The sequence below is a fragment of the Vibrio sp. YT-16 genome, from assembly GCF_033337405.1.
GTDB classification, from domain to species: Bacteria; Pseudomonadota; Gammaproteobacteria; order Enterobacterales; family Vibrionaceae; genus Vibrio; species Vibrio alginolyticus.
Genome location: NZ_JAWOQQ010000015.1, coordinates 26991 through 40262 on the forward strand (window position 1 = coordinate 26991; position 13272 = coordinate 40262).

11 protein-coding genes are annotated in these 13272 nt (G+C 43.2%); 7 read left to right on the forward strand and 4 right to left on the reverse strand.

Going from position 1 to position 13272, the window contains the following annotated elements; genetic code table 11:
* The first annotated feature begins 4 nt into the window (after positions 1–4).
* A complete protein-coding gene (gene denD, locus R7F07_RS19885) occupies positions 5–964 on the forward strand; it encodes a D-erythronate dehydrogenase (protein ID WP_017635260.1) in 960 nt (319 codons plus the stop codon).
* Positions 964–2457, forward strand: coding sequence for a GntP family permease (locus R7F07_RS19890; protein ID WP_005375369.1), 1494 nt, complete (start codon positions 964–966; stop codon positions 2455–2457). The genes denD and R7F07_RS19890 overlap by 1 nt, the downstream gene beginning before the upstream one ends.
* A 266-nt stretch (positions 2458–2723) precedes the next feature.
* Here the strand turns inward: R7F07_RS19890 and rcnR are convergent, their stop codons facing one another.
* Positions 2724–2996 (reverse strand): Ni(II)/Co(II)-binding transcriptional repressor RcnR, encoded by a 273-nt coding sequence (gene rcnR / locus R7F07_RS19895; RefSeq protein ID WP_005375370.1) that lies wholly within the window; start codon positions 2994–2996, stop codon positions 2724–2726.
* Positions 2997–3131: 135 nt separating this feature from the next.
* Between rcnR and R7F07_RS19900 the strand changes: the two genes are divergently transcribed.
* Positions 3132–4208 (forward strand): nickel/cobalt efflux protein RcnA, encoded by a 1077-nt coding sequence (locus R7F07_RS19900; protein ID WP_171342503.1) that lies wholly within the window; start codon positions 3132–3134, stop codon positions 4206–4208.
* Positions 4209–4757: 549 nt separating this feature from the next.
* The gene (locus R7F07_RS19905; RefSeq protein ID WP_017635256.1) at positions 4758–6317 is read left to right on the forward strand and encodes a methyl-accepting chemotaxis protein; all 1560 of its coding nucleotides are present in this window, start codon (positions 4758–4760) and stop codon (positions 6315–6317) included.
* 147 nt (positions 6318–6464) lie between these two features.
* Here R7F07_RS19905 and R7F07_RS19910 read toward each other — a convergent pair whose 3' ends face one another.
* On the reverse strand, positions 6465–7364 hold the full coding sequence (locus tag R7F07_RS19910) for a LysR family transcriptional regulator (protein ID WP_171342504.1): 900 nt from the start codon (positions 7362–7364) through the stop codon (positions 6465–6467).
* Between the two features lie 141 nt (positions 7365–7505).
* On the opposite strand from R7F07_RS19910, the gene accD reads away from it, so the two are divergent.
* Positions 7506–8369 (forward strand): acetyl-CoA carboxylase, carboxyltransferase subunit beta, encoded by an 864-nt coding sequence (gene accD, locus R7F07_RS19915; protein WP_064354563.1) that lies wholly within the window; start codon positions 7506–7508, stop codon positions 8367–8369.
* 31 nt (positions 8370–8400) lie between these two features.
* On the opposite strand, the gene R7F07_RS19920 is transcribed toward accD, so the two are convergent.
* Positions 8401–9378 carry a hypothetical protein gene (locus R7F07_RS19920; protein WP_171342505.1) on the reverse strand — a complete coding sequence of 326 codons (978 nt, stop codon included), beginning with the start codon at positions 9376–9378 and terminating at the stop codon, positions 8401–8403.
* A gap of 448 nt (positions 9379–9826) precedes the next feature.
* On the opposite strand from R7F07_RS19920, the gene R7F07_RS19925 reads away from it, so the two are divergent.
* Complete coding sequence (locus tag R7F07_RS19925; protein WP_085569320.1) at positions 9827–12253, forward strand: M9 family metallopeptidase; 2427 nt, start codon at positions 9827–9829, stop codon at positions 12251–12253.
* Positions 12254–12535: 282 nt separating this feature from the next.
* The gene (locus R7F07_RS19930) at positions 12536–12766 is read left to right on the forward strand and encodes a PAS factor family protein (RefSeq protein WP_005375384.1); all 231 of its coding nucleotides are present in this window, start codon (positions 12536–12538) and stop codon (positions 12764–12766) included.
* Between the two features lie 77 nt (positions 12767–12843).
* Here R7F07_RS19930 and R7F07_RS19935 read toward each other — a convergent pair whose 3' ends face one another.
* Entirely contained in the window at positions 12844–13221 is a 378-nt protein-coding gene (locus R7F07_RS19935) for a carboxymuconolactone decarboxylase family protein (RefSeq protein ID WP_005375385.1), read from the reverse strand.
* Between the last annotated feature and the right edge of the window lie 51 nt (positions 13222–13272).

Below are 13272 nucleotides of genomic sequence, written 5' to 3' on the forward strand. Positions count from 1 at the left end.
GACTATGAATATTATCATAACTGGAGGGGCGGGTTTTCTCGGAACCCTACTTGCCAAATCACTACTAAAAGAAAACAAAGCTGAAAGTATTACTATTGTCGACATTCAAAAGTCGCGCTTAGAGGGCATTGATGACCGAGTCGTTTCTTTAGTCATGGATATGACAAAGCGAGAAAATATAGACCAAGTTATTACTGCCGAAACGACACACATTTTTCATTTAGCGGCAATTGTATCGAGCCATGCTGAGCAAGATTTTGATTTAGGCGTAGCTGTAAATCTGACGACCACACAGTTATTGCTTGAGCGTTGCCGTAAAGTAAACCCTAATATTCGTTTTACGTTTGCTTCATCTTTAGCTGTATTTGGTGGTGATCTTCCGGAAACGATTACACCAATAACAGCACTTCATCCTCAGTCATCCTACGGGACGCAAAAAGCTATAGGTGAGTTATTGGTGAACGACTATGCCCGTAAAGGCTTTGTTAAAGCTGTATCCGTACGTTTACCGACTATTTGTATTCGCCCTGGGAAACCAAACCTTGCCGCTAGCTCTTTCGTAAGCGGAATTATTCGTGAGCCTTTGAATGCTCAAGAATCAAATTGTCCTGTAGACCCTACGCTAAAACTTTGGATATCGAGCCCGTCTAGAGTGGTTGACAATATTCAGTATGCAGGGCTAATGCCTTATGAGCAGTTAAATAATCTGTCCTATAGAACGCTTAATTTACCTGGCATTCAAACTACACCAGCTGAGATGATTCAAACAATGGACACTCTAATGGGTAAACAACTTTCTAATTATATTACCTATGAGCATGATGCGGGTATTGATCGTATTGTGAGTAGTTGGCCACAAAAAATTGATTGTACTAAAGAACTGGAGCTTGGATTTAAAGCAGACAGTAATTTCAAGGATGTATTACAACAATTTATTTCTGTTAACAATATGGAGATTGTCTAATGTTACCAACCTCAGTAATTGGACTAATAGTAGCCGTATCAGTCCTTGTTTTTCTTGTATTACGTACAAAAGTACATGTGTTAATTGCGATGTTAATTGCGGCATGTATCGCAGGTATTATTGGTGGGTTAAGTGTTGACGACACGATTGCGACCGTTAGCAAAGGATTTGGTGGAACATTAGGCGGTATAGGGATTGTCATCGGTCTCGGCGTTATGATGGGGGCTATTTTAGAGGCTTCTGGAGCAGGAGAAAGTATTGCCTATAATTTTATAAAGTGGTTAGGAAAAAAGAAAGAAGAGGCCGCTCTTGCTGTAACTGGCTATATTGTTAGCATCCCAATCTTTGTGGATAGCGCGCTTATCATTCTTTATCCAATAGCGAAGTCTTTGTCAAAAACGTCCAATCGCTCGATTTTAACGCTTACGGTTGCTCTGGCGGGCGGCTTGGTCGTAGCGCATCACGCTATTCCGCCGACTCCAGGGCCTTTGGGCGTTGCTGGTATCTTTGGTGTCGATCTTGCCAGCATGTTAGGTTTTGGTTTGATGATCGCAGCGCCTTGTGTCATGGGTATTGTTTGGTATGCAAGATGGTTAGAAAAGCAGTTTCCTGAATTCATTCCAACCGAACATTTCTCGAAGTCTAGTGAGCAACTGATTAATGATCACAAAGAGTACATTGCAAGTAAAGAAGCGAAAGACCTACCATCTTTAAGTAAATCTATCGCTCCAATTATTATCCCTATTTTACTTATACTTGCGAAATCAGTGATGGGTTTATTAGAGGGGACTTTCGGTTTCGAAGGGCTGACTGCAACAACATTTGGTCAATTTATCGCTTTTATCGGCAGCCCTACTATTGCACTATCAATAGCGACGTTACTAGCGGTTTACACATTGGGTAATAACCTTACCAAAGAAGAAGCGAATGAAAAGATGGAACAAGGAATCTCCACTTGTGGCATCATTTTGTTAGTAACAGGTGCTGGTGGCGCGTTAGGTGCCGTATTGCGTGAAACGGGTGCGGGCGCAGAGATTGCCAACCAAGTTGCAGGGCTTCCTATTTCTGCGGTTATGATTCCATTTATTATTGCGACGTTAGTTCGTATTATTCAGGGCTCTGGTACAGTCTCCATGATAACCGCTGCCTCTATATCTGCCCCAGTTTTAGTGAATATTCCTGACGTTAACCTTTTATTCGCAGCGACGGCAGCTACGATGGGATCTCTATTTGCTGGCTACTTTAATGACTCGCTATTCCATATTGTTAATCGATTAATGGGGGTGACTGAGGTTAAGAAACAACTCATTATTTGGACTATTCCAACAACAATTGCTTGGGCTATTGGTGGTTCATTAGTCATGATTCTTAACTTATTCTTCGGATCTCATGGTTCAATCTTTGATCCTGTGTTACCACTTGCTGTACTTTTGGGGTGTGTTGCATTTACAAAATCTTACAGCGCTAAGCACGTCGAATTACAAGAGGTATAAAGGTTTACTTGTACTCTTCCATAAAGTAAAAACCTATCACAATATGTATTTTTATCAGATAGTTTAGAGTTTTTTAATAATATGAACGGCCCTATGTTTGGGCCGTTTTAGTTCTTATAAATAAACTATTTAAATTGAACCGATATAGGTTCCGTTTTCAACTTAATCAATATGAAATGGAATTGTTATTTCCCGCTTAGTAAGAGATTACCTATAAAGGTTCTATTCGAGTTTAACTCTAGTGATTTTACTCTAGCGAAGTAGGGTTACTTTATATAAGAGTCCAGTACTTTTAATACGACTTCCATATCTTTTTCACGTTGAGTTTTGTCTTCCTCAAGTACGACGTGTTCAAGTAAGTGACCTTTAATTACTTCTCGCATCAAACCATTTACTGCTCCCCGAATAGCGGCAATCTGCTGCAACACATCTTGGCATTCATGCTCTTCTTCCAGCATTTTTTTAAGTCCATTCACCTGACCCTGTATTTTACTGACTCGAGTGTTGAGCTTCTTTTGATCTCTGGTTGTATGCGACATGTCTTATCTTCTTTAAGTTACGGGCCGAGTTATTCTAACTGATAATGTAGCACTCAATTTATACTGGGGGGTAGTATTTAATACTAGGGGGGAGTATAGTTTGCGATAAATTAGAATCAACAACAGAGAACAACAATGGATTTTGTCGCGTTACTACAACAAGGTAATGGGTGGTTCTTTATTCCCAGTGCCATTTTGCTTGGCGCCTTGCATGGTTTAGAACCTGGGCACTCTAAAACGATGATGGCGGCGTTCATTGTCGCGGTGAAAGGAACGGTCAAACAAGCCGTGATGCTGGGTTTAGCTGCCACACTTTCTCACACTATAATTGTATGGTTAATCGCTGTTGGCGGGATGTATATTAGCCAGAAATTCACCGCTGAAGCGGCTGAACCATGGATGCAACTTATCTCTGGGGTCATTATCGTGACAACCGGCGTATGGATGTTTTGGCGGACATGGAGCGATGAGCGAGCTTGGAACAAAGCTCAGGATCATGCTCGCGACTGGACGACGCAAGTTGTGGATACAGGACATGGGCATGTTTCGCTTTCGATTACACAGGAAGGGGAGCATCACCGTTTCCAATTGCGAACACTCAGCGGTAAACCTTTAACTGCTGAAGGTATCAAGGTTTCGGTATCGAGTGATGGTTATCAACCTGCTGATATCTATCACTTTATAGAGCGTGATGGATACTTGGAATCGGCGTCTTGCATTGAAGTCTCTAATGGACTTTCTGTCACTTTGATCATCGGGCACCATGATCATACCCATGACTTTGATGTACATTTCCGTTCTAGTTCTCATTTAGAAAGCGAAGATAAGGAATATCAAGATGCTCACGAACGCGCTCACGCTTTAGACATTCAAAAACGCTTTGAGAATCGAGACGTGACGAATGGGCAAATTCTGCTGTTTGGATTAACGGGCGGTTTGATTCCATGCCCTGCTGCGGTAACGGTTTTGCTTATCTGTTTGCAGCTTAAGGCAATGACTCTTGGTGCGACTTTAGTTGTGTCATTCAGTATTGGCTTAGCCTTGACTCTGGTTGCTGTTGGCGTTGTGGCAGCATTGGGCGTGCAAAAAGCGACATCTAAATGGAGCGGTTTGAATGATGTTGCACGTCGAGCTCCTTACTTATCGGGCGTCTTGATCAGTGCAGTTGGTTTATACATGGGTATGCATGGATACATATCGCTGACGAGTTAAACTCTGTGATAAAGACTCTTTTCCTTTCTTTTTGTATGGGTAATGGCTTCATGCCTTGGTTTGCCTATTTTGCTGCCGATTCTTGATTGAGAATCACTCGATCCGACATCGCTGCCATATCTACAAACCAAGTCATTCTCGCTTCACCAAGCATCTCGGATTACAACCGCTGCAATTGTGGCTCTAATATCTGAACCTGAGATACTAAATGATAAAACGGGAGCACTGACCACAGCGCTCCCGACGGCAAAACGCTAATTAGAACTCTTTTCTTTAATGTTCGATACCAATTTGGTCGCATAGTTAAATTTAACTATGCAAACGTTTCCTTTTGCGTACTCGTCCCTTCGCCAAACCTCGTAGAAATGTGACGTTTTGAAGACTTTTTTTCCTTCTGTCTAAAGTAATCGGGAACCAAGCAGATACATAGTTATAAAGTTATGTCTTGCTCTGCCAAACAGACCCAAAATGCAGTTTGGTTGGTTTTGGAGAAGAAAGGCTTAGCGCTCGATTAATGAGCATCAATTGAATTGTATTGAGACAATTATAATGAAAAGAATCATCTTATTAGCAGTCTGCGCCATGTTTGGTATTGCTGTCGTGGCGAGTATGGCATCAACGTACCTAATTTCGAGTCAGAAAATCGATGACATCATCTTAAACAAATCCCAAGTTCAAGCTGAGTTTCTAGCGGGAAATGCGAGTTATATTTTGGAGAACTCAGCCAATCCAATGCAAGATTTACAATCGCTTGTTGAGGGGCTGAAACAACGTTCAGACGTGAGTTATGCCGTTGTAATTGACCGTAACGTAACGGCAGTAGCCCACAGTGATAAGCACAAGCTGAACAAAACCTATAACGATGAATATACTGTTGAAGGCGCGACGAGAGGTGTTCAACAGTACTCAAAGTGGTATGCCGATGTCCAGAAAGTATGGGTGTTTGACATCATGGCACCAATTTATGTGGATGGTCAGTTATACGGTACTTTTGATATCGGTATTCCTATTACCGAAGTGAGCCAAGCGACGAATGGAATTATTACTTACCAGTTGATCTCTATGGTGGCGATCTTCGTTATGTGTGTTTTGATTCTGTCACTTCTGCTAAATAAACTGATGAGACCGCTTTCTGCGCTTAAAGACGCTCTACAAGACATCTCAAAAGGAGACGGAGACTTAACCGTTCGTTTGCCAGCGAAAGGTAATGACGAAGTCGCGCAAATTTCTTCTGCTTTCAACGTTTTTGTTGGGAAAGTACATGAGATTATTACACAAGTTGTAAATACTGGTGTGGAGCTTAATAGTTCAGCTGTCGCTTTGCGTGGGCAATCTCAACAAGCGCTCACAAGAGGGCAAGAGCAGAACGAGCAAACCATGCTGGTTGTCACATCCATGAACGAAATGATTGCGACGGTCAATGAAATTGCCTCCAATGCTGCTGGAGCGGCAAATGCTGCGAGTGCAGCAAGTAATGAAGCGCAAGATGGCTACACGACGCTAGAAAGAACCAAAACGGCGATGACTAATCTTGAAAACGAGATGAACAGCACTTCCAACATTATCGTGAGTCTTGCTGAAAATACTCAGTCGATTGGTAGTATTCTAGAGGTGATTAGAGGTATTTCGGAGCAAACCAATCTATTGGCTCTCAATGCGGCTATCGAAGCTGCACGCGCTGGTGATGCCGGCCGAGGTTTTGCAGTCGTAGCTGATGAAGTTCGCAACCTAGCGACTAAAACGGCTCATTCTACCGATGAAATTGACAACATGATTCACCAGCTACAAACTGAAGCTCAAAGTGCGGTGAATTCAATGAGCAATAGTAAGACTCTTATTGAAGAAGGAACGGCAGAAACCGAGTTAGCTCGACAGGCTTTAGAAGCAATAGCTGCACAAGTGACGACTATTTCAGATATCAATACTCAAGTAGCAACCGCAACAGAACAGCAATCAACGGTAGCAAACGAAATTAATATGAACATGGATACCGTCAGCCACTCAGTGAAAAGTGCGCTAACGGCGAGTGAGCAACTAGAAGAATCAAGTCAACAACTCGCGGAGCTATCGCGAACACTCGATCGTCACGTAGGAGCGTTTAGAATCTAAACGCCAACTGACCCTCTTTAATAAAAGCCAGTAAATGTTAATTGCTGGCTTTTTTATTTGAAAAAATCGAGTCTCAAATCGCTTAGCGGTGTTTGTCCTTTCTAGACGATAAAACAGAATACGATAAATTAGTTGAGTAAAGCTTAGCTAGGCGTTAAGTTTTGCGTTTTGCTTTAAATGTTCAACAAACATAGATATTTTCTTAGCTACATGTTTTCTAGACGAGTAAAAGGCGTAAAGCACTAAATCCTCAGGTTCGTACTCTAGAGTGACGATTTCTAGCTCACCATTTTTGATCTCATTTTGGCATGACTCAATTGGCAATATTGCGTATCCAAGCCCTGATAACGCGCCATATCTGGCGAGATGACCGCTGTTTACTTTGAATGAAGATTGCACAGTTTGAGTAATATGGCCCCCAACAGGGTTTCTGAATACCCATGGTGCACCATTTACTGCGGTAAGCGTCGTGATGCAGGGAACATGACTTAGATCCGTAATTTTGTAAGGGGTGGCGTATTTCTCAATTAGTTGAGGCGCGGCTAAAATGGTACTGGGCCAGCGTTTTATCTCTCTCGCCACCCAGTTACTGTCTGACAAAGTCCCTCTATGAAAACTCAATATTATATCAAAGCCATCGATAGCATCGCCTTTAGGGGCGAGCGTTGTATCACAATGCAAAGAGATTGCTGGATATTGATTGCAAAAGGAAACAATAGCTTTTGCCAGTACAGGTGTGTCTGGCATAAGAATTCGCAGTTCCCCTGTTACCGTGTGTGAGTGGCGCGTTACCGTTTCTAGTGCGGCGTTGAGTTGCTCCAATAACGGACGAGTGCTGCTATAGAGCTCTTCTCCAGCCTCGGTAGGCGTCATTCGCCTTGTTGTTCTATTGAACAACCTAATGTTTAACTTTTCTTCAAGCAGGGCAATGTGTCGGCTGACATTTGATGTTGGTATATTCAAACACTCAGCGGCTCGCTTAAAGCTGTTGTTCTCATAAACACAGTGAAAACTTTTTAACCAGATTTGGTCAACGTTATCAAACATTTCATTATCCCATTTTATTGGATTATCAAGCCAGCATATCGCACTTTATCCCTGTACTAAGTTACATACAATTTTATTTACAAGTTTAAGCGAACAAACAACGAGATATCGCGCTAGAACGTAATCAATAGTGGTGAATTTATGAGCTGGTTAGAACGGTTATTTGAGAATAAAAATATAATAGGTTCGCGCAAAGCGTCTATCCCTGAGGGCGTTTGGACAAAGTGTCCTGAGTGTGAACAAATACTTTATAGTGCCGCGTTAAAAGAAAATTTGGAAGTATGCCCTAAATGCTCATATCACATGAGAATGGCTGCGCGTCAAAGGTTGATCTCTTTTCTGGACCATGGAACACAACAAGAGTTGGCAAGTGAGTTGGAGCCACAAGATATTTTGGGTTTTAAAGACTTAAAGCGATATAAAGAGCGAATTGCTTTAGCACAGAAAACGACTGGAGAAAAAGATGCGTTGGTGGTGATGGAGGGCAAGTTATTGGGTCTGCCTGTTGTTGCGTGTGCATTCGAATTCTCTTTCATGGCAGGCTCGATGGGCGCAGTGGTTGGCGAGAAGTTTGTCCGAGCAGTTGAAAGCGCAATTAATACAAAATCTGGGTTAGTATGTTTTTCCGCTTGCGGAGGGGCGCGCATGCAAGAGTCTTTGGTGGCACTCATGCAAATGTCAAAAACCAGCGCCGCGTTAAACCACTTATCTGAGCACAGATTACCCTATATCTCAGTATTGACGGACCAAACTTATGGTGGCGTCTCGGCGAGTTTAGCCATGTTAGGAGACATCAATATTGGTGAACCTAAAGCAAGTATTGGCTTTGCGGGAAGACGGGTCATTGAGCAAACGGTACGTGAAAAGCTACCAGACGAGTTTCAGCGAAGTGAATTTTTACTAGCGCATGGTGCGCTAGATATGATTGTCGATAGACGTGAAATGCGCGATCGCGTTGGCCGCTTACTGGCTAAGTTAACCAACGCGAGGGTGGTCTCAGAATAGGTTGTATTAAAGTTAGACTTAGTACTTGCGTTTATTGAGCCGTAATCATTACAAACCGTTCATTTTGCCCCCATCTTGGTTCCGCATTCATTAGGCTGAGATCCAACGCCGTTTGGTATGGGTCAACAGCAAAATGGTCGCTTACTAACCCCCAGAGCATCCAGTTGATTGCGGTTTCATTCTCGGTAAGCTCTTCGAGTGGCGCTTGGAGGAAAAAGTACTCATCTTCGCCATCGTAACCGAGCCGATCATAGATAATGTTGCGTAGCTCTCGATCCAAATCATGTTGGAGGTTGATTGAGTCGTACAGTTGCTCTTCTGTTGGGCCATTCTCATGGTGATAAACATTGCGTTTTGACTCTTTGTGTAAAGTACCTGCGCCAGTTTCAATGCTTACTTTCTTTTGCGAGTGTTGCTCAAGAACTTGAATGATTTCACCCTCTAGTTGATCGAGTTTACTCAGCAAAACTTGATTGTTTATGTCACCAGCGGGGGAGGCCATCGTTTGGAAGGCTTTCACTCTCTCGTAGACTGCTTTCCCGTGAGGAAGGGCTGCAAAACACTGTTCTTGGAGCGCTTCATTGGCTTGCCAAATGCCCGAGTAGAGCTCGTAATCATGTGTATATGGTGGAAGCTCTTCAGTATCTTCCCCTAATAATTCTCGCCAGTGCTTTTGCCACTGTTCTTCTTTTGCGTGTTTTACACGCGCGTATTGCTTAACCCAGCGGTTACGAAGTTTTACCCCAAAAATGGCAAGTCCCCATGGAGCGAGCAAATAAAAATAATAGTGAGAAGAGTTATCCCAAAAGTAACCGTAAACGTAAACACCAAAAGCAAGCACCCAAGTTCCAATAGTACAAGCAATAACCCCGGACATTATTGATGATTGGCGCTTTGTTTCTCTTAATGTATTACCTTCAGCACATAACCAAAAAATGCCGCCAAAAACAAAGGCAAACGTTGTCATGAAGTAGGCAATCCCCGCTCCCAAAAATCCCCAAAGTGACATGTATTATCCCTAGCCAAATATCTGCTTTATTCACTCATCAATGACTGGAGGAGTAAATGTGTTTGATTTGGCGGAGAATTTACCATTAATGCCAACCTTTTGATATGCACTCTATGACTTATTGGGAATGAGTCACAAATAAAAATAGATGGTATCAAGCATCAAAATTTAATTTAGAACCTTTGATTGTCGTGAACTCTATCTGGAAGAGTTAAGGGGGGCGTTTAAGGGCAATTTTCCTCATAAAGTCGTTATTTAGAAAAAGGTAAATTAATGTTTTTATTGATAATTGTGAGTTTTTTGGGAGTGGGATTGCTCCCATTTAATTAGAGTAAAAGACCTATTTTTGGGAGCGGTTTCATAAATTTTATGACACTGATTTCACTGTTTGAGCTGTAAAGAATATAAACCCCCACTCAATGTATGTTAATAATCAATGAGTGTTGTTATGTCTCATATCCGTTTTTTCCCGCGCCATCGTTTGGCGCTTGCTTGTATGCTAGCGAGTGTGTCTGGCTTCTCTTTTGCACAAAATCAGTGTGCTGTTGCTGATTTACAACAATCGCGAGATCTGGCTACTGCCGTTTCTGGTGCTGAGTATGATTGCTACCACGCTTGGTTTTCAGCACCTTCAGAAACGCTGAATGATATCTATAGTGAAGCGAGCCTAAGCCGTATCCAAGTCGCGCTGGATCAAGAAATCGCTCGCTATCGTGGTGAAGCAGATCAAGCTCGTATTCTAGAGAACCTAGGCGAATTTATTCGAGCGGCCTACTACGTTCGCTACAACGCTGGTACTGGTACACCCGAGTTTTCGCAAGCGTTGAGTCAGCGTTTTGCTCAGTCGACGAACCTATTCCTAAACAACCCTCATGCTTTGGATCAAGGTCGTGAACAAGTTGGTGCAATGAAGAGCCTGACTTTGATGGTTGATAACGTTAAGCAGTTGCCGCTGACCATGGATAGCATGATGGCCGCGTTGATGCACTTTAATCGTGAAACCGCGCAGGACACGCAATGGGTCGATGGTTTAAACAACTTGTTCCGCTCTATGGCAGGCCATGCGGCGAACGATGCGTTCTACCGATACATGGCAAACAATACACACCATATTGATACGTTGGTGAAATTCGCATCTGATAATGCTTGGGCATTAGATACGGATGCAAGCTTTATCGTTTTCAATGCATTACGTGAAACTGGTCGTTTGCTCGCGAGCCCAGATCAGGAGACCAAACGCAAAGCATTGGCAGTAATGCAACAGGTGATGCAGCGTTATCCACTGGGTAGTGAGCATGACAAACTATGGCTTGCTGCCGTTGAAATGATGAGCTACTACGCACCAGAAGGCCTAAATGGTCTGAATATTGAGCAAGCCAAGCAAGATTTAGCTGCACGTGTAATGCCAAATCGTTTTGAATGTCAGGGACCTGCCATTATTCGCTCTGAGGATCTGACCGATGCTCAAGCAGCGAAAGCGTGTGAAGTGCTAGCGGCAAAAGAAGCCGACTTCCATCGAGTTGCGAATACGGGTAATCAACCTGTCGCTGATGATTTGAATGATCGTGTTGAAGTGGCGGTATTCGCGAGTAACACTAGTTACGTTGATTACTCTTCATTCCTATTTGGTAATACAACGGACAACGGTGGTCAGTACCTAGAAGGTGACCCTTCAAAAGCGGACAATACTGCGCGTTTCGTCGCTTATCGCTACGCGAATGGTGAAGATCTCTCTATCTTGAACCTAGAACATGAATACACGCACTATTTAGATGCACGATTTAACCAATACGGTTCGTTCAGCGATAACTTGGCTCATGGTCATATTGTTTGGTGGCTAGAAGGTTTTGCTGAATACATGCATTACAAGCAAGGTTACCAAGCTGCGATTGAGCTGATTGCAGATGGTAAACTGAGCCTTTCCACTGTGTTTGATACCACGTACTCTCACGATACCAATCGTATCTATCGTTGGGGTTATCTAGCTGTTCGATTCATGTTAGAAAATCATCCACAAGACGTCGAAAGCTTGTTGGCATTGTCGCGCTCTGGCCAGTTCGAACAATGGGCACAGCAGGTGACGTCTTTAGGTCAACAATACGATGCTGAGTTTGAACGTTGGTTGGACACATTAAAAGTGGAACCTGAGCAACCTGATACAGACCCAGAAGAGCCAACAGAACCAACAAGCCCTGAAGCACAAGTGACTGAATTGACGGCGAACCAAAGCCTTCAGCTCAGTGGCGAAGCATACAGCGAAAAACTGTTCTACGTTGATGTTCCAGCCAACACCGTTAACTTCAATGTATCTATTGAGGGTGCGGGTGATGCGGATCTTTACATGAGCTACAACAAAGTCGCGCATTACTATGATTTCGAAATGAGTCATTATGCTGATGGCAGCAATGAAGAGATTGTGTTTGAACCAGAGCAAGATGGTTACGTTAAAGCGGGTCGTTACTACATCAGCTTAACTGGACGTGATAGCTATGACTCAGTGAATCTTGTGGCTGCGTTAGAAGTGGAAGCGCAAACACCGCCAACCCAAGTGCAAGATGATTTAGCACCTGTGGTATTAGAGTCTGGTGAAGCCAAAATGCTTACCGTTCACAAGCAGCGTTATGCAGCAGTTTATGTGCCTGAAGGTGTTGAAGAGGTTCGTGTATGGCTAACGGCTCACTCTCAAACTGGTAATGTCGATCTATACGCGAGTAGGGAGCATTGGCCTACAGTAGAGCAGCACGAGTATGCGTCCAACTATGCAGGCAGCAATGAATACCTTGCGATTCCTGTTACTGAAGCAGGGTACGTGCATTTCGCTCTTCAGGCTCCAGAGCAAGGCGATGACGTTGAAATGCTAGTGCACTTCAACTAAACAGGTTCGATTAACTAAAGTCGAGATAAAACGTCGCTGATACAGCGACGTTTTTGTTTATATCGGACACGATTATAAACAAACAGCGGCGAATGCTAGTTAATCGGCTGGTTTATCGAGTTATCAGTTGCCCTTTTTCTAAACGGCTTTAGATTTGTATTGCAATTTACCGCGCACATAAACTTTTTTAGCGACGCGTTCTGTGACCTAGCTTCTGATTTGTGCTTCCCAAATGGATACAATATATATGCACCCCGTGCAATAAAGTGAAAAGGGAAAGACATGAAAACGCTTATTTATGAAACGTTGATTAGCCTTGCTAACCAAGAACCAGAACAACATGCAAGAATCCGACAAAATCTCTATGAACAGTTGGATCTGCCGTTCGATAAGCAGCTGGCTTTGTATTCTTGTGCCCTTGGTCCTGCAAGTTCAGGCAAGTTGGAGAGCAGTCAAGGGATTAACAACGCGGTAGATTGCGCGGTTAAACTGCTTGAAACTCCTGAGCGCTAATTCACTCGTTGTTTTAATCACGGCCCGAACCCCAAGGGCCGTTTTTAATTGCGGTTAAATTGATTTCAACGTCGTTATTACTCTGCTCTTTCCGCTAGCACTTCTTTGAATGCAAACATGCCGTTTAATGCCGCGGGAAAACCTGCGTAGACGGACATCTGCAAAATGATCTCTTTAATCTCATCCTCGCTACAGCCTACATTCAGCGCTGCATTTAAGTGCACTTTTAGTTGCGGCGCGCAATTCCCCATTGCCGTTAGCGCGGCGACGGTTGCGATTTCTCTCGATTTTAGGTCTAAGCCCGGGCGAGCATAAATATCGCCAAACGGATACTCAATGGTGTACTGAGCTAAATCTGGACAAATATCTTGTAAGGTTTCGATGACATTATGACCAGCGTCGCCATCAATTTGAGAGAGTAGTTCTAATCCTTTGTTAAAGCGTGATTGTTCCATCGGTATGTTCCTAGTGAATAAACGTAAACACACCTTAATCGTTAGAGTTAA